We start from the raw sequence: 26,523 nt of genomic DNA on the forward strand, positions 1-26,523 counted from the left end.
TTTATGCCTCCGGAATCGGGAATCCGTAGTTGTCTAGGGTGATGTCTGCGGGGTCGGGCCCGCCGCGGTGGCCGGTGTCCAGGGCGTCGATACGCGCGAGTTCTTCGGCGCTGAGTTCGAAGTCGAATACGTCGAAATTTTCTGCGATCCGGTGCGGCTTCACAGACTTCGGAATCGCCGAACGCCCTTGCTGAATATGCCACCGCAGCATCACCTGTGCAGGGGTTTTGCCGTGGGCGTTAGCGATCTGGATCAGCGTTGGGTCCTCCAGGGTGCTTTTGCGGTCTTCGCCAAACCCAGGGTAGAAGGTGATGCCCCCGATCGGCGACCACGCCTGGTTCAGCACGCCGTGGCTGGTGTTTACCGCGAGCAATTGGCGTTGCTGGAAGTAGGGGTGGATCTCAATCTGGTTCACGGCGGGCACAATTTCCGTGGCGCGCAGGAGGTTAGCAAGGTGGTTGGGCATAAAATTGCTCACGCCGATCGCCCGCACGTGGCCTTCCGCGTAGAGCTTTTCCAGCGCCCGGTACGCCTCAATAGTGCGTTCGAATGCGGTGGGCAGCGGCTGGTGCAGGATCAGCAGGTCCAGCTGCTCCACGCCGAGCTTTTTGGTGGCTTTTTCGTAGGCGTGCAGGGTTTCGTCGAAGCCGTAGTCGCTGATCCAAACCTTGGTTTCCAGGAAGATTTCGGAGCGGTCCAGCCCGGAGGTGGCGATGGCTTGCCCGACTTCGCGTTCGTTTCCGTAGGCGGCGGCCGTGTCAATGTGCCGGTATCCCACGCGCAGCGCCTCCGCCACGGCAGCGGTGGTTTCCTCGGGCGCGGATTGGAATACGCCGAAGCCGAGCGCGGGGATTTCCACGTCGTTGTTGAGTTTCAGTGTTGGTGTGCTCATAGTGTGCAGGCTACGGCTTATCGACGCCGCGAGGGAGGGTGTGTCATTCCCTGTTTAGCGTTGTTGCTCGCTGCGGCTGTTTTATACGTGTGAAATGTAGGGTTGTCTTGGCGTGAAGCTAAGAGCTACTGGTGATAAGGCGGGTCCGGTGACGCTTGCATTGGGGTACCCACCATCCGCTATACTCATTGAGGTTAGCGTTACCTAATACGTTCGAGGTTGTCTATGTCTGCATTCCCACAGCCGACGCTGTTTTGGTGCCAGGAAGGCTCGGTGAGCATTCGAACGGGGGCTGAGACTACTAATTTACGCGCGGGGGCGGCATTGTATGCGAGCGCGTCGACAGTGGTAGAGGAGCGCGGCCTTGTGCTTCCGCTCCCTGCGGATTCTGCGCGTTCGCTGGTGTCGCGCAGGGTCTTTTTCGGCCCGGGTTGGGAATCCGTCATGTTGCGGGAGTTTTCGTTGGCGGTGGCGGATCCGGACTATATCCTGCCGGATTCGTTGGCTGCGCTGTGCGAGGCGCCGGCCACTTTGCCGCCGATGCCGAATGCTCCGGAGGCGTTGCGCGTTGCGGAATGCTTGGTGGAAAATACGGCCGATCAGACGCCCCTGGAGGGGTTCGCCGAGCGTTTCGGCGTGAGCTCGCGGACTATCCAGCGCCAGTTTATTTCCGGTACCGGCCTTTCCTTTAGCGAATGGCGCGCGGGCGCCCGGGTTGCCGCCGCCGCCGAGCTGTTGAGCATGGACTTTTCCGTGGCCGTCGCCGCGAACTTGGTTGGTTTTTCCGCCACGAGTAGTTTGACGCGCGCGTTCCGGAGGCATACTGGCCATCCGCCGTCTGCGTTTACCGCGGGCGCGGTGGGCATGGGCGAGGTGGGCAAGCCGCCGCGCTGCGAGGCGTACACGGTGTTCCCGACGGATACTGACGTGGTGTGGTGGATCATGCAAGGCACCGCCACCCTCGTGGACGGCGATTATTGCCGCTTTATGGCCGCCGATGAAACCGCCACGTTGACCGCTCACAGTAACGCGCGTATCGACGTCGCGTCCGGCTCCATCGTCTTCCCCCTGCCGCGGCACTTGATGTTCACGGACCATCCGAGCTTGAAGGCTATCGCGGATGCGTACCGTGCGGATCGGAGCCTTGGGACTTCAGAAGTATTGGCGAAAAAGATGGAACGGGCACGCGAATTATTGCGCAGTGGGCAGCGCCCGAAGGATGTTGGAATCGCGGTGGGTTACGGCACGCATAGCGCCTTTAGCAGGGCTTTTAAGTTCGTGCAGGGTGTTACCCCGAGGGACTTCCAGCGGGGCGTCTGACGTGTTTGGGAACTAATTTCGGGTGCCGTGCGTTGATTGGGTTGTAAGGATTTTCCCCATGACCCAAGAAAGGAACAGGGACTCCAAGTGCGTAGTAGTAACCCTGTATTCAGTTCGCTGGCAGGCACCCGAAATAGGGCCGTCCAGAATCAGTTCCAGGGCTACCCGGCGGACCCATACTCCCAGTACCCTTCCGCAGGCCCCGTAGCCACGGAGCGGCCCATCACCGTCGATGATGTGATTACTAAGACCGGCATTACGCTCGGCATTATCGTTGCAATGGCGGTGCTGAACTTTGGCATCGCCATGGTGAGCCCCTCGCTGGCCATGATGCTTACCTTTGTGGGCGCTATCGGCGGTCTGATCACGGTGCTGATCGCCACCTTTGGCCGCAAGTATGGTTCCGCAGCGATCACCCTCATCTACGCCGCCTTTGAGGGCCTGTTCGTTGGTGGCATTTCGCTGATCTTCTCCGGTGTGCTCGTTGGCAAGGGCGCTGATGCCGGAACGATGATCGGGCAGGCGGTGCTGGGCACCGTGGGCGTGTTCCTGGGCATGCTGTATGTGTACAAGACGGGTGCCGTAAAGGTCACCCCGCGATTCCAGCGGATTATGACGGCTTCCATTGTGGGCGTGCTGGTGCTCGCGGTGGGCAATATGCTGCTGTACATGTTTACCGGCGCAAACCCGCTGACCAATGGCGGCCCGCTGGCGATCATCTTCTCGCTGGTGTGCATCGGCCTGGCGGCCTTCAGCTTCCTGCAGGACTTTGACGCCGCGGATCAATTGGTCCGCGCCGGTGCCCCCGCCCGCATGGCCTGGGGCGTGGCGCTCGGCTTGGCCGTGACCCTGGTGTGGTTGTACACCGAGATCCTCCGCCTGCTGAGCTACTTCCGGAACGGCTAGTTCCGCTACAATTGCCTCTGTAAGGGAAAAGGCCCCGCCGCGTGTAACCGTGTGGCGGGGCCTTCTAGGTTGCGCGGCTATAAGACGATATTGGCCCCGTTGACTGTGATCATGGTAAACGCCGGGCCCTGTGGCGTCATGGTGGGCTGGGATAACTCCACGGTCACCTTGGTTTCGCTGACCTGCCCCTTGGCATCCTTCCCCTTGCACACCGTGCCCCCACAGATCTCGGTCTCTCGGGTGGCGGTGCCCTTGGCGGTGGTTTCGTTCCAGGATTCCCAGGTGATGTCCTTCAATTTGTCCCCGGTGGTGGAGCAGGAAAGGGACAGTGTTTCGGGGCGTTTCGTGGGGCTGCCCACGCAATCGATTACGCCGGGGATCCCCCGAGATGCGTGCACCATATAGGAGGTGGGCGTCGTTGCGCTGGTTTCGTTCGTTCCGGTAGCGGCGGTCGTCGTACTCGAATTTTCGGCGGTGGTGCTGGTGGTCGTACCTTCTTCCGTGCTGGTCGTGCCGGTCTTTGCGGCGGGGCTGGTCAGGGTTTTCTGCAAGGACGTGGGGGAGGAGACACCGCGGGCGGTATCCACCCGGCGATCGGAATCAACCTCGCCGGGCGGCGAGGTGCACGCACTTAGGAAAGCGAGGCTGACTGCTGTAAGAGCGATGGCATACAAACGCATGGAGATGTCGGTTCCTTGGAATTGGGCAGAAATGAGAAGGCATAAGAAATGCCGCCCACGAGCGCGTGGACGGCAGACACTTCACCCTGTGGCAAAGCTTAGCTGGAGCGAAGAGTCGCTGCCTTATCAGAATTGTAAGGCTCCGCAGACACAATGGTCACGGAAATGACGGTGCCATTTGGTGCGGTGTACTCGCGGGTGTCACCTTCGCGTGCCCCCAAAATTGCAGCACCCAGCGGCGCGTGCTCAGAGTAGGTTTCCAAATCTTTGTTATCGGAGGCGGCGGCGCGGGTACCGATAAGGAAGGTTTCCTTCTGGTTCTGATCACCGTTGTAGTACACGTGTACTACCGAGCCGACGTGCGCCACGCCTTCCTCCAGGCCGGCGCGTTCCGTGGTCGAGTTCGCCAGAATCTCGGAGATTTGTTTGATGCGGGCCTCTTCCTGGTCCTGCATCTCGCGGGCGGCATCGTAACCGGCGTTTTCTTTAAGGTCGCCTTCCTCACGGCGCTCGTTGATTTCAGCGGCAACGACCGGGCGGTGGGCGATGAGCGCGTTCAGCTCTTCTTCCAGCTTTTTCTTGGTTTCCGGCGTGATGTATTGCTTCTGGATCTCAGCCATGGTGTGTGTAAAACCTTTTCGTTAGGCAACCGTCGTGTCACAGTGCAACGCCCCGCTCGAGTCTCATGCGGGGCAGCCTTCTTCGCGTGAATCTTAGCACAATGCTGCGACTAAGACCCCGCTGTGAGGTATGAAGGCACGTTATTGTGGCAACCGTACACGGTGCCAGCGACGGGCAGGTCGCGGGTGGGGATCTCCACCTGGAAGCGTTCCGTGGCGTTTCCGCCCGGTTCGATGCGGAATTCGCGGCGCCCCACCTCGGCCTTGTCGTAGTTCAAAGCTGTGACAATGCAATAGGTCGCCTCCTCGGTGTTCTTCCGCGTGACGTCCACGGAAATCCGCAACCGGTCATCGGCGATGCGTTCGAATCCGGTCTGGGTGGCGGTCACGGTTGCGCTATTGATTTTCTGAAAGTATTGGAACACCACGATGATGGCGATGACGGCGAAGATCACGGCCCCAACGGCAATGAGTTTGCCGCTGATGTTCCCCTTTGCGGGGTCAGCGGCGTAGCGTTCGGCGGGGCGGGTGTCGGACATGGGTGTTCCTTCGGGTGCTTATGGCAGCTTCTCGCTTATATAGTAACCCCCGCCCGTGGCATAGGATTATGGGGGAGTTCCAACAACGGCTTTTAGGAGTGTGCTTCGTGAACAGTCTGCGTCTCATGGCAATCCATGCGCATCCTGACGATGAATCCAGCAAAGGTGCCGCGACTTTTGCCCGCTATGTTGCGGAAGGGCATGAGGCGATGATCGTCACCTGCACCGGCGGCGAGCGTGGAGACATCCTCAATCCCGCCATGGATCGCCCCGGCACCGCAGAACGAATCACCGAGATCCGCCGCGCAGAAATGGCTGCGGCGATCGCGGCCCTCGGCTCCCCGCAGCACCGGTGGCTGGGGTACGTAGATTCGGGCCTGCCGCAGGGCGATCCATTGCCGCCGCTGCCGGAGGGGTGCTTTGCGCTGGTGGACGACGCGGAGGTGGTTCGCGAGCTTGTGCGGGTGATCCGCGAGTTCCGGCCCCACGTGATTATCACCTACGACGAAAACGGTGGCTACCCGCATCCCGACCACTTAAAGGTGCATTCCACCTCGATGAAGGCTTGGGAGGTGGCGGGCGATCCGGAGTACGCCCCGGAGGTTGGTCCAGCGTGGACGCCGTTGAAGTTGTATTACACGCATGGTTTTATCCGCCAGCGCATGCAGCTTTTCCACGACGTGTTGTTGCGCGAGGGCAAGCCCAGCCCGTACGGCGTGCTGTTGGAGCGGTGGAAGGCGCACCGCGCGGATATTATGGCCCGCGTAACCACCCAGGTGCCGTGCGCCGACTTTTTCGAGCAGCGTGACGACGCCCTGCGTGCCCACGCGACCCAGATAGACCCAGCGGGGGCCTTCTTCGGGACGCCCGTCGAGGTGCAGCGTAAGCTGTGGCCGACGGAAGAGTTCGAGCTGGCCGCAACCCGCGTGAGCACGACCTACCCCGAAGATGATCTATTCGCCGGTATTTCCGAAAATGCGGAATAGGCGTAGCAAAGGAGAAAACACATGATCACGTTCGTGCTGGCGCAAGCTGAGCGCGGCGGGCCGCTGGGTCCGGAGTTCGGTAAGGCCTCACCTATCGGTTTGCTGATCATCGTCTTAATGCTGGTGGCCGTGCTGTATATCGGGTGGGCGTTGACGCGCCGCATCAAGCGGATGGCGCGGCGTCGTGCATTTGCGGAAAGCCACGGCATTGATGTGTTCGACCAGGAAGCGATCGATAAAGCCATGGCGGCCGAAGGGCTGGCGGTGGATACCCGGAAGCAGTGGTTTTAGCTCGCCGCCCCGCCCCGGTGTGATGATGTACGTTCGATCCCGATTTTGGCGTGCATGCAGGGCGGTGCCCACATAAACTAGTTGACGTGAATTACCTGCCGAAGCTGCTGTACCCCGTGTACGAGAACCTTCTCCGACGTGAACTTGCTGGGGCAAAGCATCCGAAGCATGTCGCCATTATGTGTGATGGGAATCGCCGGTGGGCGCGGGAAGCTGGTTTCGCAGATGTCAGCCACGGGCACCGCGTGGGCGCGCGGAAGATCGGCGAAATGGTCAGCTGGTGCGCCGATACCGATATTGAGCTGGTGACCATTTACCTGCTGTCCACCGAAAACCTCGGCCGCGACGCCGACGAGCTGGAATTGCTCTTCGATATCATCGGCGATGTGGTGGCCGAGCTTTCCGCCCCCGCCGCGAATTGTCGGGTGCGGCTGGTGGGCCATTTGGATCTTTTGCCGGAGCGGGTATCCAAGCGCTTGCGGGAAGCGGTGCGCGATACCGACGATCACACCGGGGTGACCGTCAACGTGGCCGTCGGCTATGGGGGCCGCCAGGAAATCGTCGATGCGGTACGCGAACTTATTGACGATCTTGGCACCAGCGGCATCGCGCCGGAGGAGATGGCTGCACAAGTATCTGTAGAATCGATTTCGTCGCACCTATACACCTCCGGCCAGCCGGACCCCGATTTGGTGATCCGCACCTCCGGGGAGCAACGGCTTTCTGGGTTTTTGTTATGGCAGGCGGCGTATTCAGAAATATGGTTTACCGATATCTATTGGCCGGCGTTCCGCCGAATCGACTTTTTACGTGCGCTGCGTGATTATTCGTCTCGGCACCGCCGTTTTGGAAAATGAAATCACCTTACATTCTTGTTGAATCCGTTTACGGCTCCACACAGGAGTATGCAACCGAACTAGCGAAGCGCACCCACGGTGCCACCCGCCCGCTTGATACCACGTTCGACCTGGCAACCGAACTTGCGTCCGAGCCCGCGCCGGTCATCGTGTGCGCGCCCAACTACGGGCCGGTGAACAAGGGGATCTCCTGGCTTAAAGAACACGCAACCCTGGTGCGCGAACACACCTGCGCGCTGGTGGTCGTGGGCATGTCGCTGCCGGAACACGCGCGGTCGCGCGACGCGGCGGCCGGCGCCCTGGGCAGCCTGGCCGAGGAGGTCGCGCGCTTCTACCTGCCCGGCCGCCTCCTGCATTCCCAGCTGAGCGCCAAGCATCGCAGCGTGCTGTGGTCGGTGAACCAGATGCTCCGCCGCAAGCCCGGCTTGAACGATAATGATCGCAATATGCTGGCCGAATACGGCAAAGATATCGACCACGTCGACTTCACCAACCTGCAGCCCGTGGTCGATTGGTGGCGCTCCCTGACCCTGGAAAGCGTGTCACCCAACCCCGCCACCTAGATCCTTGAGCGCCGCTGCGCTAGCCAAGCTTCAGGATTCCGCCATCGGGCCACCTGATGGCATGAAACCCTTAATCCGGTTGGGTCGCGCTTAACCTCGATAGGTCGTGTGCGGTTCCGGATAGGTTGCGCACGAGCGTTGACCTGCGATCGTCCGGAATTTCTTCTTTGGAGCGCTCAACGAAGAATGGAAGGACGAGCTGCGGGGTTTTTGGGCCAGATTCGTCCGGAATTTCTTCGTGAGACCCGCGAATGAAGAATAGAAAGACCAGCCCCAGGTCGGCGGTTGCGTACAACCCATCGGCATACATGGCGGTTGCGTACAACTCACCGGCGGGCGGGGTGGTGGAGTGAGATTTGCCGGCGGTGCGGCGGTTTGGGGCGGTTGTTTTGGCTGCCGGATCCCGCCGCTCAGGCAGATTCGACATGCCGGGGCGTTCGGAGGGGTGTTTCCGCAGGTGGGCAAAACGGCCATGTTCGATGTGCCTGAGGCAGATCCGGCGAAGGGGGTTGGTTCGAGAAAGTCCGAACGCGACCGCACGAAAAAGCCTTGTGCGACTGGGCCGCGGGTGATCCGCCGATAGGTCGCGTGCGGCTCCGGATAGGTTGCGCACGAGCGTTGACCTGCGATCGTCCGGAATTTCTTCATTAGGGTGCTGAACGAAGAATGGAAGGACGAGCTGCGGCGTTTTTGGTCCAGATTCGTCCGGAATTTCTTCGTAAGACCCCCGAATGAAGAATAGAAAGACCAGCCCAGGTCAGCGGTTGCGCACAACCCATCGCGGCGCGGGCGACGAGGCTGGTCGCGCGCAACACACCGGCATACATGGCGGTTGCGTGAGATCTGCCGGCAAGCGGGGTGGTTTGGCGCGATTGCACACACCCCACCGGCGACCCAGCCGGTCACGCACACCCCACCGGCAGGAAAAGCTGCCGCCCATTGCTACCCCGCGGCGCGCGGCGGTTTAGATATTGCGCATGCGCACGCGCTCTACCAGGTGGTTTGCGTCTTTGAATAGCACCAGCGAGGCGCGCACCCTGGTGGGAAGGATGTTTTCCACTAGGTTCGGGAGGTTGACGGACTGCCAAATTTCGCGCGCTTCGGCACGTGCGCGGGCGTCGTCAAGCTGTGCGTAGTGGGAAAAGTGAGCGTCGGGGGCGGAAAACGCGGTGCCCCGGAGCTCAAGGAAGCGGTCGATATACCAGCGCTCAATATCGTCGGTGCGGGCGTCCACGTATACGGAGAAATCGAAAAGGTCGCTGACCATGAGCGTCGGCCCGGTTTGCAGCACGTTCAAACCTTCTAAAATCAGGATGTCGGGCTGCCGGATAATAATGAATTCGTCGGGCACGCGGTCGTACAAGGTGTGCGAGTACACGGGGGCGGTGCACGCCGGACGCCCGGCCTTGACCTCGGTGACAAAGCGCAGCAGTGCCCGCTGGTCGTAGCTTTCGGGGAAGCCTTTCCGGTTCATGATATTGCGGCGGTGCAGTTCGTCGGCGGGGTAGAGGAAGCCGTCGGTGGTCACCAAATCTACGCGCGGGTGCGTGTCCCAACGTTGCAGCAGCACCTGCAATACACGGGCGGTGGTGGACTTGCCTACGGCCACGGAACCGGCGATGCCGATGATAAAGGGCACGTGCGGCGGCCGGGAGCCGAGAAAGGTTTCGGTGGCCTTCATTAGCTCTTGCCGGGCGTTGATCTGCAGGTGGATCAGGCGGCTGAGCGGCAGGTACACTTCGGCCACTTCGTCGAGGTCGATGTTTTCTCCGATGCCGCGGAGTTGTTCGAGTTCGGCGGCGGTGAGCACCTGGGGCATGGATTGGCGCAGCCGCCGCCATTGGGCGCGGTTAAAGTCGAGGTACGGGCTGACCACGTTGGGGCGAACCATAATCCCATTTTGCCAACCACCGCTCATGCTGACGAATCGACCCCCAGCCTGCCCATTTCGGCGCTAATGTGTGCGCAAAGGATTTCTAGTTACAATAGGCTGACATTCATCACTGTCGCCGCCGCGAGGTCTTGCGGCCAGACTGACTTTGAAAGGTTCCACGGTATTGCCATGACCGGAGACGTTCGTTACCAATCTTTGACGCAGCTGGATCCGGAGGTGGCTCAGGCCATGGCCGGCGAGCTGGCCCGCCAGCGAAACACCCTTGAGATGATCGCTTCTGAGAACTTTGTGCCGCGCGCGGTGTTGCAGGCGCAGGGTTCGGTGCTTACCAATAAGTACGCGGAGGGTTACCCGGGGCGCCGCTATTACGGCGGTTGCGAGGATGTCGACGTCGTGGAGAACCTAGCCATTGCGCGCGCGAAGGAGTTGTTCGGGGCTGAGGCCGCCAACGTGCAGCCGCACGCCGGTGCGCAGGCGAATGCGGCGGTGCTGATGGCGTTGGCAAACCCGGGGGAGAAGATCATGGGCCTGTCCCTGGCGCATGGCGGGCACCTTACCCACGGCATGAAGCTGAATTTTTCCGGCAAGCTGTACCAGGTTGTTGCCTATGGCGTGGACCCGGAGACCATGCGCGTGGACATGGATCAGGTGCGCGAGCAGGCGTTGGCGGAGCGCCCGGATGTGTTGATCGCGGGCTGGTCCGCGTACCCCCGCCATCTGGATTTTGCGGCGTTCCGCGAGATCGCCGACGAGGTGGGTGCGAAGTTGTGGGTTGATATGGCGCACTTCGCAGGTTTGGTTGCCGCGGATTTGCACCCGTCGCCGGTTCCGCATGCCGACGTCGTGTCCACCACCGTGCATAAGACGCTCGGCGGCCCGCGCTCCGGGTTGATCCTGTCCCGCGAGGAGTGGGCGAAGAAGCTGAATTCGGCGGTGTTCCCTGGCCAGCAGGGTGGTCCATTGATGCATGCGATCGCGGCGAAGGCGGTGGCGTTAAAGATTGCGGGCACGCCGGAGTTCCGCCAGCGCCAGGAGCGCACCTTGGAGGGGGCGCGCATTTTGGCGGAGCGTTTGATGGCGGCGGATTGCCGGGCGGCGGGTGTGGACGTGCTCACCGGCGGCACCGATGTGCACCTGGTGCTTGCGGACCTGCGCAATTCCGCGATGAACGGCCAGGAGGCGGAGGATTTGCTGCACGAGGTGGGCATTACCGTGAACCGGAACGCCGTGCCGAACGATCCGCGCCCGCCGATGGTGACTTCCGGCCTGCGCATTGGCACCCCGGCGTTGGCTACGAGGGGTTTCGACGCCGCGGCCTTTACCGAAGTTGCCGATATTATTGGCACCGCGCTGGCCGCCGGCAGTGGTGCGGATGTGGCGGCGTTGCGTGACCGTGTGTCCGCATTGGCGGAGCAATACCCGTTGTATGACGGCTTGGAGGAGTGGAAGCTCGTCTAGTATTGGTGTTGTGACCTTGTGACCCCGGTGAGGATGCGTCCTTGTCGGGGTTTTATGTGTGTGCGCGCCGCACGGCCCGTTGGTCCCATGCGTTGTGTACGATCGCATAGTGGTGGTGCCTGCGCTTGGGCCCGTCTGATAATTGTCGAAAGAACGATCGAACGGCTCGTGTCCTGGGTGGGGCATTTTGCAATGATAAACGCGTTATGTTTTGCTACACGGAGTTCTTTGTAGGGGCAAACGTGTGTAATTGTCTTGACAAATGTGCTTAACTACAGCGTATAAAATATGTGAATTAGAATGCGCGGAGGGAGCCGAATATGTCTATGCGACGCCTGGCGCAGGGAGTTGTGCTTGCGTTTCTTGGTGTGGTGTTTATTTCAACGTGGCTTTTAGTTTTGGGTGTTCCCATTTACGTGGTTTTCTTGCTGCAACTCAGCGTAGCCTTAGTTGCCGGCGGTATAGTGTGGTGGTTTTCGGCACGGAATCCACGAGAGCAAACTACGGAAGAGTCCGCGGCGGCGGAGGAGCCGCCGGAGGACAAGAAGCCAAAATTTAAGGATCCGGAACCGGCCCAGGAGGAAACTCCTACAGAGCCGATGGCAACGCCGAATGTGCTGCCAAAGAAGGTGCCTTCGGGGTTTCCGGAGATTGATCTACGGCAGGCGAAGGATCAGCTTCGCTCGAAGCTAGGGACGCAGGCGGGGGATGCGCCTACGGCGGAGAAGATGTCGCAAGCCAAGATGCTGCCCGGCGCGCGGGCGGCGATGGAACGGTTCGGGCTGGTCGAGGGGGAGTTGCGGAAATCGCTCGCGAAATCGCGGCCACGGCCCGCAGAACAGGGTAGATATCAGTTTGTGGTCGGGGAGCACTCCGTGATCGTCTCAGAGGACGGTACGTGCATCCTCGGGGTGTTCCCGTACGTCGGGCCGGAGGCCGAACTCGTCGCAGCGGCCAGAGACAAGGCGAAGTCGGCATTGCGGCGGCCGTCCCCGATGGATATGCCCAAGAAGCGGGTGGCACCTAAGGCGGATCGGAGAATCGCCGCGCCGACGACGGCGAAGGAGATGAAAGAGCTGCTCGAGCAGCGCGGGTTCGAAGTGGAGTTGCGCGGAAAGCACTATAACGTGACCCATCCGGATCATCCCGGTGTGCGTTCGACGATGGCTGCATCCCCCTCGGATTTCCGTTGGAATTTGAATCTAATTTCGCAGATTCGCGGCGCCTTCGGCGTGGATTTGCGCCTCGCTTAATATTCTCTATCGCACGACATTAATGTTTGTTTTTCGCTACGCCCCGTTCGAATAACTGATCGAAGCTTTTTGGGGCCGAAAGATTACTCTGCTTTTTCTTCGCGCTGCTCGGCCAATTGCGTCCGGGCGGCACGAAGCCAATCCGGCTGATTTTCCAAAAGCGCCTTGATCTCCGCAGTGGTCAAGGGCTTATCCATATCGTTGCGTTTCAGCGCGGCGATGGTGATCCCCAGCTTGCGGGCAACAATGGGGCGCGGGTGCGGTCCGGTGCGGCGCAATTCGCTGAGCCACTCGGGGGGATTGTGTTGCAATTCCACGAACTCGGCGTGGCTCAGCGAGTGTTGCTGGAAGGATTCGGGGGTGGCGGGCAGGTAGATGCCCAGTTTCTTCGCCGCTGTTTGCGGTTTCATATTGTTCGATGTCGATGGCACATCGTTAACGGTAACATTCTTGGCATGAGCCTGACCATCGCCTATGTCCACGGCACCGCGCCCGACAAGTGGTTTGCCCGCTACGCCGCCAACACCTCCCATGGCATCGAACGAACATTTGGGTGTGACGATCCGCTTCCGTCGCTGTTCGCAGGGGAGATCGATGTCGCATTGGCTCGCCTCCCCGATGCCCGCATCGATACCTTCGACTACCACGTGGTGCGCCTCTACGAGGAGGAGCCGGGCATCGGCCTGCCCGCCGATAACGAGCTCACCCTGCTGGACGCCATCGGCGACGAAGATATCGCGGACGAGACCGTAAATTACCGTCCCGCCGAGACCGTGGATGTGGCCGAGGTGCGGGCCGCCGCGCAGGTCGTGGCCGCCAATGTGGGCGTGGTGATCGCCCCGCGTCCCCTGCTGCGCAGCATGAACTTTAAAGGGGTTGCGCATCGCCCCTACACCGATGGGGCCCCCACCACCATCGCGGTGGTGTGGCACAAAGACAAGGATTGTGACGCGATCCAGGACTTCGTGGGCATCACCCGCGGCCGCACGGCGAATTCCTCACGCCAATCCGGGCGCTAACCAATACGGAAACGCACCCTATCGCCCGCCGCGAGCTGCCCCGCGCGGTCGCAGGAACGCGAGGTCAATACCGCAATCACCGGATACCCGCCGGTCACGGGGTGGTCCGGCCCAAACACAACGGGGTGCCCGCTCGGCGGCACCTGCACCGAGCCCCGCACCATGCCCTCGCTGCGCAATTCGTCGCGCCGGGATCGCTCCAGCGGGCGGGGCGCGTGCAGCCGCAGCCCGATGCGGTTCGATTCCGCCGTGACCTCGAACTCTTGGGTAAGAAAATCCAGCACCGCGTCCGCATAGAACCAATCCGAGCGCGGGCCCAGCACCACCTTGAGTTCCTCGTGCCGCTTGGGGTGCCACAGCGGCGGCAATTGGCGCAGCTTCGGCCACCAGTGTTCGCCCGCCGCGAAATTCCCCGGGAGCAGCAGGTCACCGGCCTTGATCGGCGGCGGCCCAAGATTGCTCAGCACGTCCGTCGCGGAACTCCCCAGCGTCGTCGCCACACGAAAGCCGCCGCGGATCGCGAGGTAGGATCGCAGCCCGTACGAGGCATACCCGAGCGTAATCACCTCGCCAGCGTGCAGGTCCAGCAGGGTATTGGTGTAGCTTTCCCGAGTGCGCGCCCCGGTGATGGTCACCGTGCTTGCCGTCCCCGTGATAATCGCCGTGGTATCCGCAAGCACTTTCGCCTGAAAACCACCGATCAGGATTTCGATCACCGGGGCTTCTGCGGCGTTGCCTACCGCGTGGTTTGCGCGCGCCGCGCTGAGCCTGTCAAAGGACCCGGAAGGGCTGACACCGGTGCCGGCGAATCCCGCGCGCCCTCGATCCTGGAAGAGCGCGAGCGGCCCGGTGGCGATCACTTCAAGCATTGGTCGCCTCGAAACGCACCGTATCCCCCGGTTGAATCAATGAAGGTTGCGCGCGATTCACGTCCCACATGGGCGTTTGCGTCGTGCCGATGATCTGCCACCCGCCCGGCGAAGATTGCGGGTAGACGCCGGAAAACTCGCCCGCGAGCCCGACCGCACCGGTGGGAATCTGCGCCCGCGGTTGGCTGCGACGCGGCACATTCCACAGCTCGCGCGCGGGCACGAGGTACACAAACCCGGGCGCGAAGCCACCGAACGCGGCCAGCCACTGCGTCTCCGAATGCTTATCGACGACCCCGCGCACGCTCAACCCGGTAGCCTCGGCGACGGTTGCCAGGTCGGGGCCGTCGTAGCGGACCGGGATCACCACCTCGGTGCCCCGCGTTTCGCTCACCCCTTCGACCCGCAACTCCCCGAACACGCGTACGGCATCCTGCGGGGTGAGCAGGGCGGTATCCAGCGTGATCAGCACCGTCGCGGCGGCGGGCACGATATCGATCACCCCGGGCAGCCGCAGCTGGTGGATCTGCCGGTGCACGTTCATCACCGCGGCCAGCGTGGATTGCGCATCCCCTTCGTCGAGGTCCAGGAGCACGGCGGTATCGCCGCAGGGTTTAACGTCCATTGGATACCACCACGCCGTGCGCCTTCAACCCGTCGATGATTCGATGCACCACCTCGAGGGCGTGCGGGTTATCGCCGTGCACGCAGATGGAATCCGCCTTGACCACCAGTTCCTCCCCGGTTTGGGTGGTCACCGGCTTGCCGGTGGCAATGGCGATGGCCTGTTCGATCGCCTGTTCGGCATCGAGCACCGCGCCGGGGAGGTTCCGCGAGGCGAGTGAACCGTCGGGCAAGTAGTGGCGGTCCGCAAAGGCCTCGGCGATGGTCGGCAAGCCGGATTCTTGGGCCCACTGCAACACCGGCGAACCAGCCAGACCCATCAGCGGCAACCGGAACGGCAAGAGCCCTTCGATCACCGCCATGGCCTGCGCTTTATCCCTGGCAATTCGGTTGTACAGTGCGCCGTGCGGCTTGACGTATTCGACGGCGGCGCCCACCGAAAAGGCGGCCGCCTGGAGGGCGCCAACCTGGTAAATGGTCTCGGCGGTGAGGGACGCGGCGTCGTAATCCATGGCGCGGCGGCCAAAGCCGGTCAAGTCCCGGTACCCCGGATGCGCCCCAATCCGCACCCCGTGCGCACGCGCTTTCGCGCAGGTCCGCCGCATCACAAGGGGATCGCCGGCGTGGAAACCGCAGGCCACATTCGCGCTACTCACCACGCGCAGCAGGGCGGAATCGTTGCCCATGGTCCACGAGCCATAGCTTTCGCCGAGATCACTATTCAGATCAATATGCATGAGAGCTCCTTACACGACACTAGGCGCTGAGCATTTGGAAAACGCTAGCAAACGACGTCCAGGCCAGCCACCAGGCGATCAGCGTGGACAACACGCCGATACCCAGCAGCCACGCCGGGTACTTATACCCATGAAGCAGGTCCTTGCGCCGGAACGCCGCCACATACACCACCAGCGTCAACCCGATTGGCAATACCAGGCCATTGAACGCGCCCGCGAACACCAAAAGCTGTTTCGGGGCGGTGCCCAGCGCCATAAACAAGGCGCTGGAAATGCAGATAAACCCGATGGTCACCCAGTTTTGCAACCGCCGACGCTCCGGGGCATTGGAAACCAGGAAGGTCGCCGAGGTGTAGCTCGCGCCGATGATTGAACTCAGCGCGGCGGCCCACAGCACGATGCCAAAGAAACGCAGGCCCAGGTCCCCGGCCGCGGCCTGGAAAGCGTCGCCAGCCGGATTGTTGCCCGCCAGCGTGATCCCGCCCGCGACCACGCCCAGCACCGCCAAAAACAGCACCACGCGCATGACGCCGGTAAGCAGGATGCCGGTCACGGAAGACACCGCCACATCGCGTACGTGTTCCACGCCGGTGCGGCCGCTATCCAGCATGCGGTGCGCCCCGGCGTAGGTGATATAGCCGCCCACGGTGCCGCCGACCAGGGTGGTAATGGTCACCCAATTCACCTCGTCCGGCCACACCGTGTTCCGCAGCGCCTCGCCCACCGGAGGGTTCGAAACTATGGCCACATACAGCGTAAGCAGCATCATGAGCAGGCCCAGCACCACGATCAGCTTGTCCAACGCGCCGCCCAGACGCTGAAACAGGAACACGCCGATGGCCAGGACCGCGGTGACCACGCCGCCCACCTTTACATCCGCACCCATGAGTGCGTTGGTGCCCAACCCCGCGCCGGAAATATTGCCGATATTAAACACGATGCCGCCGACCGCGATACACACGGCAAGCACCCACCCCAGCCCCGGCAGCACCCGATTTCCCAGCTCCTGGGCGCGCAGACCGGAAATCCCGACCACCCGCCACACGTTCAGCTGGATGGCGATGTCCAGCACGATGGACACCAGAATCGCAAAGGCGAATGCGGCCCCGAGTTGGCTGGTAAACACCGCCGTCTGCGTCAAAAATCCCGGCCCGATGGCGCTGGTAGCCATAAGGAAGATCGCACCGAGGAGGGCGCTGCGCGTGGCCTTGCTTGCCATAAGCCATCCTTTCCCTGCTATAGATTTGTTCAACAACCTCTAAAGTATAAGAAACTGTGTTCCGGCACACAATCGATTTTCAATGTTTATCTGAACACTGCTAAATACAGATATTCTTGTGAAGTATGGGCAAAGCAACGGTTGATCAACTCGCGCGACTCCTTACGAACCAGATTCACCTGGGCGAATTGCGGCCCGGTGAACAGCTTGCAGAGATCGCGCTCTCCACCCAATTGGGGGTTTCCCGCAATACCCTCCGCGAAGCATTTCGAGTCCTCGCCCGCGACGGGTTAGTAGAACACATCCCACACCGCGGCGTGTTCGTACGCACCATCACCGAAGACATCCCCGACGTCTACGCTTTTCGACGCTTCGTGGAACTCGGCGCCCTCGACCACGTGTACCGTGATCACCGAGTAACCACCCGGTGCTTCTACGCCATGGAAAAGGCGTGCGACGCTGCGGAAGCCGCGGCGTCGACAAGCGACTGGGCGAACGTGGGGGCCGCAAACTCGGACTTCCACCAGGCAATCGTGGACCTCGTGGGGTCCCAGCGGCTCAGCGAACTCTCGCGGGTGGTACTGACGCAGGCGCGGCTGCTTTTCCTCTCAACCTCGGATTGGAAATCCGCGCACAAGCCCTTTATTGACACAAACCGGCGAATCCTGGCGGCGTTACAGCGCGACGATGTGGAGCAAGCCCGCATCCTGCTCTCCGACTATCTCCTGCGCTCCGAACGCCTGTTTAGCGGCCAAGGTGTGTAACAGCGGGACGGGGGCGGGAAGGGGGCGGGGCATGAAAAACCCCCTCATAGCGAGGGGGTTTCTATCAACCTTTGGCCTTACTTATCGCGGTCCGTGTTGCACATCGCGAGCACATCGAGGCGCTTGTCCAATTCCTCCTCGGTGAGGGTCTTGCCATCGACAAAGCCCATATCGATCACCGTCTGGCGGATGGTCTTGCCCTCCTTCAGCGCGGTCTTGGCCACCTTGGCGGCGTTCTCGTAACCGATGGCGGAGTTCAGCGGAGTCACAATAGAGGGGGAGGACTCGGCCAACGTCTTCATCCGCTCTACGTTCGGTTCGATGCCGTCCACCAGCTTCTCCGCGAACACGCGGGCGGTGTTGGCCAGCAGGGCGGCGGATTCGAGCACGTTGCGCGCCATCACCGGGATAAACACATTGAGCTCGAAGGCGCCCTGGGAGCCACCGAACACCACGGCGGCGTCATTGCCCACGACCTGCGCCGCGACCTGGGTGGCGGTCTCACACAGCACCGGGTTGACCTTGCCGGGCATGATGGAGGAGCCGGGCTGCAGGTCGGGCAGGTGGATCTCGGCGAGGCCGGTGAGCGGGCCGGAACCCATCCACCGGATATCATTCGCAATCTTGTTCAAGGACACCGCAACGGTGCGCATCGCGCCGGAGAACTCCACGAGGCCATCGCGGTTCGCCTGCGCCTCGAAGTGGTTCTCGCACTCGCGCAATTCCTCCACGCCCGTGAGCTTGACCAGCTCGGCGACGACCTTGCCGCCGAAATCGGCCGGGGTGTTCAGGCCGGTACCCACGGCGGTGCCGCCGATAGGCAATTCGCCAAGGCGCGGCAGGGTGGCCTCAACGCGCTCGATGCCGGCCGCGATCTGGCGGGCGTAACCGGCGAACTCCTGGCCGAGGGTCACCGGAACGGCATCCATAAGGTGGGTGCGGCCGGACTTGACCACGTTCTCCCACTCCTTAGCCTTTGCGGCAAGGGAAGCGTGCAGCTTCTTCAGGCCCGGGACGAGGTCCTTTACCGCGGCTTCGGTCGCGGCCACGTGGGTGGCGGTGGGGAAGGTGTCGTTGGAGGACTGCCCCATATTCACATCGTCGTTCGGGTGCACGTCCACGCCGTTCGCCTTTGCGATCGACGCGATCACCTCATTCGTGTTCATGTTCGAAGAGGTGCCGGAACCGGTCTGGAACACGTCGATGGGGAACTCACGATTGTGCTTGCCATCGGCGATTTCCTTGGCCGCCGCGATAATGGCGTCCGCCTTCTCAGCGGGCAGCAGGCCACGGTCCTTGTTTACCTGGGCGCAGGCGGCTTTGAGCAGGCCCATTGCGCGAATCTGTGCGGCCTCCAAGCCGCGGCCGGAGATAGGGAAATTCTCGACGGCGCGCTGGGTTTGGGCACGCCACAGAGCGTTCACCGGAACCTTCACTTCGCCCATGGTGTCATGTTCAATGCGGAATTCCTGCTCGGTCATATAGTCCACCTTCTACGTTGAAAGTTCATGGAAAACACCGTGACCAACACGGCACAGAAACTAGTATGCCCAAAAAAAATCGGCACCGTGTGGGCGGTGCCGAATAACCCTAGTCTAGTGACCTAGATCATAATAAGGGGTTACTTGTGGGTGTAATCTACCACAGAATATTCTTGCAACTTTGCCAGTTGGTGCACGGATTCGATATACCGCACCGTGCCCGACTTCGAACGCATGACCAGTGACCGGGTGGTCGCACCGTTCTGGCGGTAGCTCACGCCGCGCAGCATATCGCCATTGGTCACGCCGGTGGCAACGAAGTAGCAATTATTGGAAGAAACCAGGTCATCGATGGTGAGCACGCGATCCAGCTCGTGGCCGGCGTCGAGCGCCTTGCGGATCTCCGCATCATTGCGGGGATGCAACTTGCCCTGGATCTCACCGCCCATACATTTCATTGCGCAGGCGGTGATAATACCCTCGGGGGTACCGCCAATACCCATCATGATGTCCACGGAGTTCGTAGCCTGCGCCGCGGCCACCGCGCCGGCCACATCGCCGTCGCGGATCAGGCGGACCTTCGCGCCAGCGCGCCGAATATCCGTAATCAGCGCATCGTGCCGGGGGCGATCCAGCACCACCACGGTCACATCGGAGGGGGTGATGCCCTTTGCCTGGGCCACCGCACGAATATTATCCGCAACCGGTGCCTCGATATCGATCTTGCCCGCAGCCTCCGGGCCCACGGCGATCTTTTTCATATAGAACACAGCGGACGGGTCATACATGGAACCGCGCTCGGCGGCGGCTAGTACGGAAATGGCGTTCGGGCGGCCCTCGGCCATCAGCGTGGTGCCGTCCACCGGATCCACGGCGATATCCACCTCGGCGCCTTCGCCGGTGCCCACCTCTTCGCCGTTGTACAGCATCGGGGCCTCGTCCTTTTCGCCTTCGCCGATGACCACGACGCCGCGCATATTTACGGAGTTGATCAGCTGGCGCATCGCGTCAACGGCAGCACCATCACCCTCATTCTTCATGCCCCGACCGACCCAACGACCGGATGCGAGCGCCGCTGCTTCGGTCACGCGGACAAGCTCCATGGCGAGGTTGCGATCCGGAGCTTCTCGGTGCGATGTATTCATAACTGGCGGCCTCCTGAAAACGGGTGAAATCACATTGGTAGCACGGCTAGCCGAACATGCGTCCGGCTCAAGCCTGCCTTTCTATTGTTGCATTAGTGCCGCCGAGATTGTCCCCTTTTTCCACCCGAATTGGGGCCTTCTGCCATACTGTTCGAGTGGCAGAGAATAAACCCCGTATGTTCCAAGACGGGAAAGACATTTCAATGACCTTGTTGGTCCTGCTGGTGCTCATGCTGCTCTCGGTGGGCTTTACGGGGTTGTGTTCGTTCAACCCGGGGGCACCCGAAAACGGGCCGGTGCGCGCCGTGGATGCGCGCCAATTTCTCGACCTCGAAGCCCGCGCCATGAAGTTCCCCGTCCGGCTGCCCGAGGTCCCGGAAGGCTGGACCGCCAATTCCGCCCGCCGCACCAGCGTGAACCAACAGCCCGCACCTGTGATCGGTTGGGTCACCAAGGACGGCGCCTACCTGCAGCTCACCCAGACGGACGCCCCGGTAGACAAGGCGATCAAGACCATCAAGGAACCCTCGGACGAGGTGGATCCCGTCACCGTCGCCGGCCAATCCTTCCGCCACTTTGTTCCAACCGACGGCAGCGGTGACGATACCTGGATCGCGGACCTCGGCGATGTGCGCTTTATTATCCTCGGCACCGCCGGCGACCAAGAGTTCGAACAGCTGGCCAGCGCGGCGGTGCGGGCGCAGCCGATCGCTATCTCCTAATCGGCCTCCGCCCGCCCAATCGCCTCCTCGACGCGGGCGCGGGCCCCGGCCAAATGCTCCTCGCAACGCTTGGCCAGCGCCTCGCCGCGCTCCCAAAACGCCAGGGATTCATCGAGGCTCATCTGGCCCAGCTCCAAAATCTTGACAATCTCCACCAGCTCATCGCGGGCGGCCTCGTAGGAAAGTTCATCCACGGGGGTAAACGGCTGCGGGGTGCCGGAACCGATATTATTCATCGCAATAGTCCTTAAATTAGTCAGCTAGGGGGTTTAGTTCGCGGGGGTTGTGCCAATAGACGCCGCGGTGATCGAGCCATCGCCAACGCGGATGCGCAGCTGGCTGCCCGGCGGCGCCTGCTCGATCGAGGTGACCACGTCGGCGCCCACCTGCACGATGGCGTAGCCGCGCGCCAATGTGGCCGCAGGGCCGAGGCTGCCGATGCGGGCCCGCAGCGCGGCGGTTTCCGCCTCCGCACGCCGCACCAATTGCACGATATCCCGCCGCATCAGCCGCAGGCCTTGCTCGATCTCCTCCTCGCGCCGCCGAATGGGCGTGTATGGATCCGCCAAGACCGGCCGACTGCGCACCCCCGCCAAGCCGCGCATTTCGCGCTCCACCCAGCCGCGCAACGCCGCCGCGGAACGGGAGCGCAGTTCCGCGATCAGGGCGCGTTCGGCCACCACATCGGGCACCACGCGCTTGGCGGCGTCGGTGGGGGTGGCGGCGCGCAGGTCGGCGACATTATCCAGCACCGGATTGTCCGGTTCGTGCCCGATTGCAGACACCACGGGGGTGCGGGCCGCGGCCACCGCGCGCTGCAAGGCCTCCTCCGAAAACGGCAGCAGGTCCTCCACCGAACCCCCGCCGCGCGCGATAATAATCACGTCTACCTCGGGGTTTGCGTCCAGGGTCTCCAACGCGGCGATCACCTCCGGAACCGTGCCCGCCCCCTGCACCGCGGTATTGATCACCTCGAAACGCACCTCCGGCCAGCGATCCTTGGCCACGCTCAGCACATCCCGCTCCGCAGCCGAACCACGCCCGGTGATCAGCCCCACGCAGCGCGGAAGGTAGGGGAGCGGCCGCTTGCGCGCGGCGTCGAAAAGCCCTTCCTGGGCGAGCTGTTTGCGCAATTGTTCTATGCGCGCCAGGAGCTCCCCAATGCCCACCGGGCGAATCTCCGTAGCCCACAACGAAAAGGAGCCGCGGCCGGCATAGAACGCAGGTTTGGCGTAGGCAATCACGCGGTCGCCGTCGCGTAACGACGCCCCGCGCAACAACGCCGTCGCGCACGTGACCTGCACGCTCGCTTCCGCCTCCGTATCGCGCAGCGTCAGGTACGACAACTTCCAGGAGGGCTTCATATTTACCTGGGTGAGTTGCCCCTCCACCCAAATATGCCCCAACCTTTCGACCCAAGACTTCACCTTCGCGTTGACTTCGCGGACGGGCCACGGGTGTTCGGGAGTGTTAGCCACCTTGAAAAACTCACTTTCCTCGTGGGTGAACGCACCCATTGTAGGTGTTGTTCGTTACTCTGTATCGCATGACCGCACCCAAGAAGATTTTGCTTGCTGCACCCCGCGGCTATTGCGCTGGCGTGGATCGCGCAGTGGAAACCGTGGAACGTGCCCTAGAGAAATACGGCGCGCCAGTATATGTACGTAAGGAAATCGTCCATAACCGGTATGTGGTAGACACCCTGGCAAAGCGGGGCGCGATTTTTGTAGACGAAACCACCGAAGTCCCGGAAGGCTCCCACCTGGTGTTTTCCGCCCACGGCGTGAGCCCAGCCGTGCATGCGGAAGCCCGCGAACTATCCCTGCAAACCCTCGACGCCACCTGCCCGCTGGTGACCAAGGTGCACAACGAGGTCAAGCGCTTCGCCCGCGCCGGATACCAAATCCTGCTGATCGGCCACGAAGGCCACGAAGAAGTGGAAGGCACCGCGGGGGAGGCCCCTGACGTGGTACACCTTGTAGACGGCGTGGAATCCGTGGACCGCCTCAGCTTCCCCGACGATGAAAAACTCGTGTGGCTTTCCCAAACCACCCTGTCCGTCGATGAAACGATGCAGATTGTGCGGCTGCTCAAGGCGAAATTCCCGCACCTGGCGGACCCGCCCAGCGACGATATTTGCTACGCCACCCAGAACCGGCAGGTGGCGGTGAAGGCGATCGCCGAGCAATGCCAGCTTATGATCGTTGTCGGTTCGCAAAACTCTTCGAACTCAAAGCGGCTCGTTGAAGTGGCCCTGCAGCACGGCGCGGAGGCCAGCTACCTGGTGGATTACGCCACCCAGGTAGACCCCGCATGGTTGGAAGGCGTGCACACCATCGGCGTCACCTCCGGCGCCTCCGTGCCGGAAATCCTAGTGCGCGAGGTCCTCGAACTGCTTGCCGAACATGGCTATACCAACGTGGAAGAAGTAACCACCGCCGCCGAAAAGCTCGTATTTGCCCTGCCCCGGGTGCTGCGGCCCGCGGATCGGGCGAAACGCTAGCGATATAGGTTGTTGGGGGTGCTCATCTGTCGATGGGGTGTGCTCTCACCTGCCGATGGGTTGTGCGCCACGACCATCGCGGCGATGGGTTGTGCGCAACCGCTGACCTGGGCTCGTCTTTCTATTCTTCATTCGGGGGTCTAACGAAGAAATTCAGGACGAATCTGGCCCAAAAAGGCTGCAAATCGTCTTTTTATTCTTCGTTGAGGTGCCCAATGAAGAAATTCAGGACGATCGCAGGTCAACGGCTGCACACAACCTATCAGGGCAAGCTGTTGGCAAGGCCGTTCCACACATGCAAGGTCGAATGTTCCCGAACCATCGGCCCCGCCACATCTGCCTCAGGCAGATCTGACAGGGCAAGTTCGGCGTCCTGCGGAAACACCACCAACCGGCGGCCGCCGTGTCGAATCTGCCTGAGCGCGGGAGAGTGGCAGCCGATTTCACTGCTCCAAATCACCAAAGCGCCGATCGGTTGGACACAACCTCCCTGCCGCCGGTTGTGGCCGAGGTGCCGATGGGTTGTGCGCAACCGCTGACCTGGGCTCGTCTTTCTATTCTTCATTCGGGGGTCTTACGAAGAAATTCCGGACGATCGCAGGTCAACGGCTGCACACAACCTATCGGCAGGCAGGGGCCAGCGGAACTTCCCAGACGATGAGGGTTGAGCTTCGCGAAATGAACCCGTCGTCCTGCCCTGATTCAGGCAGATCCGACAGGGCAAGTTCGGTGTCCTGCGGAAACACCGTCCCGCGCACCTCAACATGTCACATCTGCCTGGCTGCGCAGGATCTGCCTTGGTTTCAAAGCGGATTATCCTGGGGAAATGCAGCCCGCGCTAGATCTGCCTCAGGCAGATTTGCACGTGGCTGGTAGCAATAGTGCAGCAATTGGGTGGGATCGTATGCGACGCGTCCCGTTTTGCCCCGCCCCAAGTACCGCGCGTACCCCGAGTGCCCCGCCCCGAGTACCCCGAGTACCCCGGGCCCTGCGAAACGCTAGCGAGACGCTAGCGATATAGGTCGTCGTGCCGCGAGGCCGCCCGCCGTTGCCGCATCAATTCCTGCACCGTCACCTGGGAAGATTGGGATTGTGCGCGATGCGTGCGGCGGGTCCGTACCGAGGTGCGCGCCCGGCTGGCCTGCTCCGCGCGTTCCTGGTTGATTTTGCGCACCTTTTGTTGCTTGACGGCCGTCCGGCGAACCGCACGTACTTGCGCATTGCGCGCCAGCAGCCAGCGCGCGAAGGCAATCACCACGGTAATCACCGTCACCGTCATCAGGAATGGGAATTGTTCCGTCAGGGGATACACGGCCGTAATGATCTCCGTGCGCGTGATCGGCCCATCCGCTCCGGGAAGCATCCGCCCCACCAGCCACGCCGTAATTGGCATGGCCACCCCGAACGCAAATGGCAGCTGCGCCGTGGTGATAAACAGCCCGCGCGGCTCCACGAACAGCACCGCCACGATGGCGCCGGCCGCGAAGCACCACAAGAATTCCGCGCCGAGCTCCTTAAAGTTCATGCTCAACAACGCGCCCGTAATAAGCGAGGCAAAGATTATCGACGTCGCGGACCACACCGGCACCCCAAAGCGGGCGGCGGCGGGGAGGCGATCAGGCGAGGTTCGATAGTGTTGAGTCACGGGGCGTTATTCTACCGGGGTCAGGAGCGAAATACATGTAGGATATCTTGCAATCTGGATAAGCTGGGGGTGGCCGTGTCTTCGCGCCGCGCCGCCCGCATTTTCCGGCCGGCTTCTTCACCTTCCTGTGCGGTCAGCGAGCCCACCAACGTGGCAAATTCGATGTCCGCCGCGCGTTTCTCCCCAGAGCGCAGTGCGATCAGGTCGCTCAAGTAGCGCAGCAGCACCGCCAGCATCGCCGCCGTGGGCACCGCCAAGAACGCGCCGATAATACCGAACAAACTTCCGCCCAAGGTCACCGAAATCAAAATGACCACCGGATGCAGGTTCATCGCCCGCGATTGCACCATCGGTTGCAGGATATTGCCCTCCAATTGCTGCACCAGGATCACCAGGCCGAGGACCAGGAAGGCGGTGGTGGTCCCGTGGGACACAAAGGCGATCATTACGGCCAATGCGCCCGCAACTACCGCACCCACGATGGGGATAAACCCCGCGATAAAGGTCAATGTGCCCAACGCCAAGGCCATGGGGACGCCGAGCAATGCCAGCCCAAGGCCGATAAACACGGCGTCGACAAACGACACGAGTGCCTGAGCGCGAATAAACCCCGCCAACGTAATCCACGCGCGGGTAAACAACTCCGTCAGATGCCAGCCGACCCGGCGGCCCGTCACCTCACGCAACCAGGGCATAAACCGCGGCCCGTCCTTGAGGAAGAAAAACGTGAGCACCAAGACGATACCGATGGTGACTAGCACCGAAGACGCCACGCCCAAACCCGCGAACAGCTCGCCGGCGATCGTGCCGGATTGCTGCTGCAGCCAAGTCGCGGCGTCGGAAAACCAGCCGTTTAGATCCTCGCCATTGATATGCAGCGGCGGGCCCTGCAACCACAATTGCAGGCGCTGCACACCCTCGAAGGCCTGGAAAAACAACGTCTGCGATTGGTTCACAATGCTCGGCGCGATCAAACCGATCAGCCCGCCGAAAAACGCGAGCGTGCCCAGGATCGTAATAATCGCCGACAACGCGGGCGGCACCCCGCGGCGCTGCATCCAGCCGGTGGGCGTCCACAGCACCGAAGACAAGATCAAAGCGATGAAGATGGGGAGCAGGCCGCGCCAAAACTTACTCATGACGTACCACGTCACCCACGACGTGGCCGCGATCACAAGCAGGCGCAGGCACCACCAGGTGAAGGTTTTCATGCCTTCGGCGATGACTTCGAACCGGTCAATCGAGTCATGCGCCTCCAGCTCCTGAAACGCCTGGGTGGCCTCGCCCCGGAAATCCTTATCGTTCACGCTATCCATATTGCCAAAGAACGCGAAAAGCCTCCCGAAGGAGGCCCGCTTGTTTTAGTGATCGTGTTCGTGTGAGATCAACACATCATCGGTAGCGTATTCCGAGGTGCCCAGTTCGCCGGACATTTCGTCCGGGTTGCGGCGCAACGCCAAGATGCTCACGATGAGGCCACCCCAGATCACCACGATAAACAGGACCATCATCATAATTGCGATGCCACTCATTGCT

At 61.7% G+C, this 26,523-nt stretch carries 30 protein-coding genes; 12 read left to right on the forward strand and 18 right to left on the reverse strand.

The annotated features are described in order from the left end of the window. Position 1 precedes the first annotated feature (1 nt). Entirely contained in the window at positions 2-892 is an 891-nt protein-coding gene (locus tag CCANI_RS04530) for an aldo/keto reductase (protein ID WP_146325073.1), read from the reverse strand. 225 nt (positions 893-1,117) lie between these two features. Here CCANI_RS04530 and CCANI_RS04535 point away from each other — a divergent pair, with 225 nt between their 5' ends. Further along, positions 1,118-2,212 carry a helix-turn-helix domain-containing protein gene (locus tag CCANI_RS04535; RefSeq protein ID WP_146325075.1) on the forward strand — a complete coding sequence of 365 codons (1,095 nt, stop codon included), beginning with the start codon at positions 1,118-1,120 and terminating at the stop codon, positions 2,210-2,212. An 87-nt stretch (positions 2,213-2,299) separates the two neighbouring features. Then, a complete protein-coding gene (locus tag CCANI_RS04540; RefSeq protein ID WP_146325077.1) occupies positions 2,300-3,118 on the forward strand; it encodes a Bax inhibitor-1/YccA family protein in 819 nt (272 codons plus the stop codon). Positions 3,119-3,195: 77 nt separating this feature from the next. On the opposite strand, the gene CCANI_RS04545 is transcribed toward CCANI_RS04540, so the two are convergent. The 3 genes from CCANI_RS04545 to CCANI_RS04555 all read right to left on the reverse strand — a co-directional run bounded on the left by CCANI_RS04545 (position 3,196) and on the right by CCANI_RS04555 (position 4,957). Next, positions 3,196-3,798, reverse strand: a complete 603-nt coding sequence (locus tag CCANI_RS04545) for a hypothetical protein (protein WP_146325079.1) — start codon at positions 3,796-3,798, stop codon at positions 3,196-3,198. A gap of 98 nt (positions 3,799-3,896) precedes the next feature. After that, positions 3,897-4,418, reverse strand: coding sequence for a transcription elongation factor GreA (gene greA, locus CCANI_RS04550; RefSeq protein ID WP_146325081.1), 522 nt, complete (start codon positions 4,416-4,418; stop codon positions 3,897-3,899). A 110-nt stretch (positions 4,419-4,528) separates the two neighbouring features. Then, entirely contained in the window at positions 4,529-4,957 is a 429-nt protein-coding gene (locus tag CCANI_RS04555) for a DUF4307 domain-containing protein (protein ID WP_146325083.1), read from the reverse strand. A gap of 107 nt (positions 4,958-5,064) precedes the next feature. Between CCANI_RS04555 and mca the strand changes: the two genes are divergently transcribed. The 4 genes from mca (at position 5,065) to CCANI_RS04575 (ending at position 7,654) form a co-directional block, all read left to right on the forward strand. Next, positions 5,065-5,943, forward strand: coding sequence for a mycothiol conjugate amidase Mca (gene mca, locus CCANI_RS04560; protein ID WP_146325085.1), 879 nt, complete (start codon positions 5,065-5,067; stop codon positions 5,941-5,943). A 21-nt stretch (positions 5,944-5,964) separates the two neighbouring features. After that, positions 5,965-6,234: a hypothetical protein gene (locus CCANI_RS04565; protein WP_146325087.1), complete on the forward strand. Its 270-nt coding sequence runs from the start codon at positions 5,965-5,967 to the stop codon at positions 6,232-6,234. 86 nt (positions 6,235-6,320) lie between these two features. After that, the gene (locus tag CCANI_RS04570) at positions 6,321-7,091 is read left to right on the forward strand and encodes an isoprenyl transferase (protein WP_146325089.1); all 771 of its coding nucleotides are present in this window, start codon (positions 6,321-6,323) and stop codon (positions 7,089-7,091) included. After that, a complete protein-coding gene (locus tag CCANI_RS04575) occupies positions 7,088-7,654 on the forward strand; it encodes a flavodoxin domain-containing protein (RefSeq protein WP_146325091.1) in 567 nt (188 codons plus the stop codon). Before CCANI_RS04570 ends, CCANI_RS04575 begins: the two co-directional genes overlap by 4 nt. 70 nt (positions 7,655-7,724) lie before the next feature. Here CCANI_RS04575 and CCANI_RS04580 read toward each other — a convergent pair whose 3' ends face one another. Then, positions 7,725-8,081, reverse strand: coding sequence for a hypothetical protein (locus tag CCANI_RS04580; protein ID WP_146325093.1), 357 nt, complete (start codon positions 8,079-8,081; stop codon positions 7,725-7,727). Positions 8,082-8,618: 537 nt separating this feature from the next. Next, positions 8,619-9,545 carry a type I pantothenate kinase gene (gene coaA / locus CCANI_RS04585; RefSeq protein ID WP_146325095.1) on the reverse strand — a complete coding sequence of 309 codons (927 nt, stop codon included), beginning with the start codon at positions 9,543-9,545 and terminating at the stop codon, positions 8,619-8,621. Positions 9,546-9,716: 171 nt separating this feature from the next. On the opposite strand from coaA, the gene glyA reads away from it, so the two are divergent. After that, a complete protein-coding gene (glyA, locus tag CCANI_RS04590; RefSeq protein ID WP_146325097.1) occupies positions 9,717-11,006 on the forward strand; it encodes a serine hydroxymethyltransferase in 1,290 nt (429 codons plus the stop codon). A 320-nt stretch (positions 11,007-11,326) separates the two neighbouring features. After that, positions 11,327-12,259, forward strand: coding sequence for a hypothetical protein (locus CCANI_RS04595; RefSeq protein ID WP_146325099.1), 933 nt, complete (start codon positions 11,327-11,329; stop codon positions 12,257-12,259). A gap of 83 nt (positions 12,260-12,342) precedes the next feature. On the opposite strand, the gene CCANI_RS04600 is transcribed toward CCANI_RS04595, so the two are convergent. Next, the gene (locus CCANI_RS04600; RefSeq protein WP_146325101.1) at positions 12,343-12,669 is read right to left on the reverse strand and encodes a DUF5997 family protein; all 327 of its coding nucleotides are present in this window, start codon (positions 12,667-12,669) and stop codon (positions 12,343-12,345) included. A gap of 45 nt (positions 12,670-12,714) precedes the next feature. Between CCANI_RS04600 and CCANI_RS04605 the strand changes: the two genes are divergently transcribed. Further along, complete coding sequence (locus tag CCANI_RS04605) at positions 12,715-13,278, forward strand: type 2 periplasmic-binding domain-containing protein (RefSeq protein ID WP_146325103.1); 564 nt, start codon at positions 12,715-12,717, stop codon at positions 13,276-13,278. On the opposite strand, the gene CCANI_RS04610 is transcribed toward CCANI_RS04605, so the two are convergent. From CCANI_RS04610 to CCANI_RS04625, 4 genes are read right to left on the reverse strand one after another with little or no spacing between them, the layout of a single operon-like run. Further along, positions 13,275-14,147, reverse strand: coding sequence for a 5-oxoprolinase subunit C family protein (locus CCANI_RS04610; protein WP_146325105.1), 873 nt, complete (start codon positions 14,145-14,147; stop codon positions 13,275-13,277). The genes CCANI_RS04605 and CCANI_RS04610 overlap by 4 nt on opposite strands. Beyond that, the gene (locus tag CCANI_RS04615; protein ID WP_146325107.1) at positions 14,140-14,772 is read right to left on the reverse strand and encodes a 5-oxoprolinase subunit B family protein; all 633 of its coding nucleotides are present in this window, start codon (positions 14,770-14,772) and stop codon (positions 14,140-14,142) included. Before CCANI_RS04615 ends, CCANI_RS04610 begins: the two co-directional genes overlap by 8 nt. Further along, entirely contained in the window at positions 14,762-15,508 is a 747-nt protein-coding gene (locus CCANI_RS04620; protein WP_146325109.1) for a LamB/YcsF family protein, read from the reverse strand. Before CCANI_RS04620 ends, CCANI_RS04615 begins: the two co-directional genes overlap by 11 nt. 19 nt (positions 15,509-15,527) lie before the next feature. Then, entirely contained in the window at positions 15,528-16,727 is a 1,200-nt protein-coding gene (locus CCANI_RS04625) for an NRAMP family divalent metal transporter (protein ID WP_222432959.1), read from the reverse strand. A 125-nt stretch (positions 16,728-16,852) separates the two neighbouring features. On the opposite strand from CCANI_RS04625, the gene CCANI_RS04630 reads away from it, so the two are divergent. Further along, the gene (locus CCANI_RS04630) at positions 16,853-17,491 is read left to right on the forward strand and encodes a GntR family transcriptional regulator (protein ID WP_146325111.1); all 639 of its coding nucleotides are present in this window, start codon (positions 16,853-16,855) and stop codon (positions 17,489-17,491) included. Positions 17,492-17,568: 77 nt separating this feature from the next. Here CCANI_RS04630 and CCANI_RS04635 read toward each other — a convergent pair whose 3' ends face one another. Both CCANI_RS04635 and glpX read right to left on the reverse strand, forming a co-directional pair. After that, the gene (locus CCANI_RS04635; protein ID WP_146325113.1) at positions 17,569-18,972 is read right to left on the reverse strand and encodes a class II fumarate hydratase; all 1,404 of its coding nucleotides are present in this window, start codon (positions 18,970-18,972) and stop codon (positions 17,569-17,571) included. A gap of 140 nt (positions 18,973-19,112) precedes the next feature. Then, entirely contained in the window at positions 19,113-20,117 is a 1,005-nt protein-coding gene (gene glpX / locus CCANI_RS04640; RefSeq protein ID WP_146325115.1) for a class II fructose-bisphosphatase, read from the reverse strand. A gap of 176 nt (positions 20,118-20,293) precedes the next feature. Here glpX and CCANI_RS04645 point away from each other — a divergent pair, with 176 nt between their 5' ends. Next, a complete protein-coding gene (locus CCANI_RS04645; protein WP_281285006.1) occupies positions 20,294-20,839 on the forward strand; it encodes a DUF4245 domain-containing protein in 546 nt (181 codons plus the stop codon). Here the strand turns inward: CCANI_RS04645 and CCANI_RS04650 are convergent. Beyond that, positions 20,836-21,075 (reverse strand): exodeoxyribonuclease VII small subunit, encoded by a 240-nt coding sequence (locus CCANI_RS04650; RefSeq protein WP_146325119.1) that lies wholly within the window; start codon positions 21,073-21,075, stop codon positions 20,836-20,838. The two genes, CCANI_RS04645 and CCANI_RS04650, sit on opposite strands and share 4 nt — an antisense overlap. Positions 21,076-21,108: 33 nt before the next feature. Beyond that, a complete protein-coding gene (gene xseA / locus CCANI_RS04655) occupies positions 21,109-22,356 on the reverse strand; it encodes an exodeoxyribonuclease VII large subunit (RefSeq protein ID WP_146325121.1) in 1,248 nt (415 codons plus the stop codon). Between the two features lie 29 nt (positions 22,357-22,385). On the opposite strand from xseA, the gene CCANI_RS04660 reads away from it, so the two are divergent. Next, positions 22,386-23,342 (forward strand): 4-hydroxy-3-methylbut-2-enyl diphosphate reductase, encoded by a 957-nt coding sequence (locus CCANI_RS04660; protein ID WP_146325122.1) that lies wholly within the window; start codon positions 22,386-22,388, stop codon positions 23,340-23,342. Positions 23,343-24,351: 1,009 nt separating this feature from the next. Here the strand turns inward: CCANI_RS04660 and CCANI_RS04665 are convergent. The 3 genes from CCANI_RS04665 to metS are packed head-to-tail and all read right to left on the reverse strand — an operon-like array spanning position 24,352 to position 26,519. After that, positions 24,352-24,987, reverse strand: coding sequence for a DUF6542 domain-containing protein (locus CCANI_RS04665; RefSeq protein ID WP_146325124.1), 636 nt, complete (start codon positions 24,985-24,987; stop codon positions 24,352-24,354). A gap of 20 nt (positions 24,988-25,007) precedes the next feature. Further along, positions 25,008-26,294: an AI-2E family transporter gene (locus CCANI_RS04670; protein WP_425457358.1), complete on the reverse strand. Its 1,287-nt coding sequence runs from the start codon at positions 26,292-26,294 to the stop codon at positions 25,008-25,010. A gap of 54 nt (positions 26,295-26,348) precedes the next feature. Continuing rightward, positions 26,349-26,519, reverse strand: coding sequence for a methionine/alanine import NSS transporter subunit MetS (gene metS, locus CCANI_RS04675; RefSeq protein WP_146325128.1), 171 nt, complete (start codon positions 26,517-26,519; stop codon positions 26,349-26,351). Between the last annotated feature and the right edge of the window lie 4 nt (positions 26,520-26,523).

It is taken from the genome of Corynebacterium canis (genome assembly GCF_030408595.1).
Classification (GTDB): Bacteria; Actinomycetota; Actinomycetes; order Mycobacteriales; family Mycobacteriaceae; genus Corynebacterium; species Corynebacterium canis.

Bases quoted from the DNA above. Each gene is read 5' to 3' on its own strand.
- glyA (WP_146325097.1), top strand. From the start codon at position 9,717: ATGACCGGAGACGTTCGTTACCAATCTTTGACGCAGCTGGATCCGGAG.
- CCANI_RS04645 (WP_281285006.1), top strand. From the start codon at position 20,294: ATGTTCCAAGACGGGAAAGACATTTCAATGACCTTGTTGGTCCTGCTG.
- CCANI_RS04565 (WP_146325087.1), top strand. From the start codon at position 5,965: ATGATCACGTTCGTGCTGGCGCAAGCTGAGCGCGGCGGGCCGCTGGGT.
- CCANI_RS04595 (WP_146325099.1), top strand. From the start codon at position 11,327: ATGTCTATGCGACGCCTGGCGCAGGGAGTTGTGCTTGCGTTTCTTGGT.
- CCANI_RS04600 (WP_146325101.1), bottom strand. From the start codon at position 12,669: ATGAAACCGCAAACAGCGGCGAAGAAACTGGGCATCTACCTGCCCGCC.
- CCANI_RS04535 (WP_146325075.1), top strand. From the start codon at position 1,118: ATGTCTGCATTCCCACAGCCGACGCTGTTTTGGTGCCAGGAAGGCTCG.
- CCANI_RS04615 (WP_146325107.1), bottom strand. From the start codon at position 14,772: ATGGACGTTAAACCCTGCGGCGATACCGCCGTGCTCCTGGACCTCGAC.
- coaA (WP_146325095.1), bottom strand. From the start codon at position 9,545: ATGGTTCGCCCCAACGTGGTCAGCCCGTACCTCGACTTTAACCGCGCC.
- CCANI_RS04530 (WP_146325073.1), bottom strand. From the start codon at position 892: ATGAGCACACCAACACTGAAACTCAACAACGACGTGGAAATCCCCGCG.
- CCANI_RS04575 (WP_146325091.1), top strand. From the start codon at position 7,088: ATGAAATCACCTTACATTCTTGTTGAATCCGTTTACGGCTCCACACAG.
- CCANI_RS04625 (WP_222432959.1), bottom strand. From the start codon at position 16,727: ATGGCAAGCAAGGCCACGCGCAGCGCCCTCCTCGGTGCGATCTTCCTT.
- CCANI_RS04630 (WP_146325111.1), top strand. From the start codon at position 16,853: ATGGGCAAAGCAACGGTTGATCAACTCGCGCGACTCCTTACGAACCAG.
- CCANI_RS04660 (WP_146325122.1), top strand. From the start codon at position 22,386: ATGACCGCACCCAAGAAGATTTTGCTTGCTGCACCCCGCGGCTATTGC.
- xseA (WP_146325121.1), bottom strand. From the start codon at position 22,356: ATGGGTGCGTTCACCCACGAGGAAAGTGAGTTTTTCAAGGTGGCTAAC.
- CCANI_RS04580 (WP_146325093.1), bottom strand. From the start codon at position 8,081: ATGTCGAATCTGCCTGAGCGGCGGGATCCGGCAGCCAAAACAACCGCC.
- CCANI_RS04650 (WP_146325119.1), bottom strand. From the start codon at position 21,075: ATGAATAATATCGGTTCCGGCACCCCGCAGCCGTTTACCCCCGTGGAT.
- greA (WP_146325081.1), bottom strand. From the start codon at position 4,418: ATGGCTGAGATCCAGAAGCAATACATCACGCCGGAAACCAAGAAAAAG.
- CCANI_RS04635 (WP_146325113.1), bottom strand. From the start codon at position 18,972: ATGACCGAGCAGGAATTCCGCATTGAACATGACACCATGGGCGAAGTG.
- CCANI_RS04610 (WP_146325105.1), bottom strand. From the start codon at position 14,147: ATGCTTGAAGTGATCGCCACCGGGCCGCTCGCGCTCTTCCAGGATCGA.
- CCANI_RS04620 (WP_146325109.1), bottom strand. From the start codon at position 15,508: ATGCATATTGATCTGAATAGTGATCTCGGCGAAAGCTATGGCTCGTGG.
- CCANI_RS04545 (WP_146325079.1), bottom strand. From the start codon at position 3,798: ATGCGTTTGTATGCCATCGCTCTTACAGCAGTCAGCCTCGCTTTCCTA.
- glpX (WP_146325115.1), bottom strand. From the start codon at position 20,117: ATGAATACATCGCACCGAGAAGCTCCGGATCGCAACCTCGCCATGGAG.
- metS (WP_146325128.1), bottom strand. From the start codon at position 26,519: ATGAGTGGCATCGCAATTATGATGATGGTCCTGTTTATCGTGGTGATC.
- CCANI_RS04555 (WP_146325083.1), bottom strand. From the start codon at position 4,957: ATGTCCGACACCCGCCCCGCCGAACGCTACGCCGCTGACCCCGCAAAG.
- CCANI_RS04605 (WP_146325103.1), top strand. From the start codon at position 12,715: ATGAGCCTGACCATCGCCTATGTCCACGGCACCGCGCCCGACAAGTGG.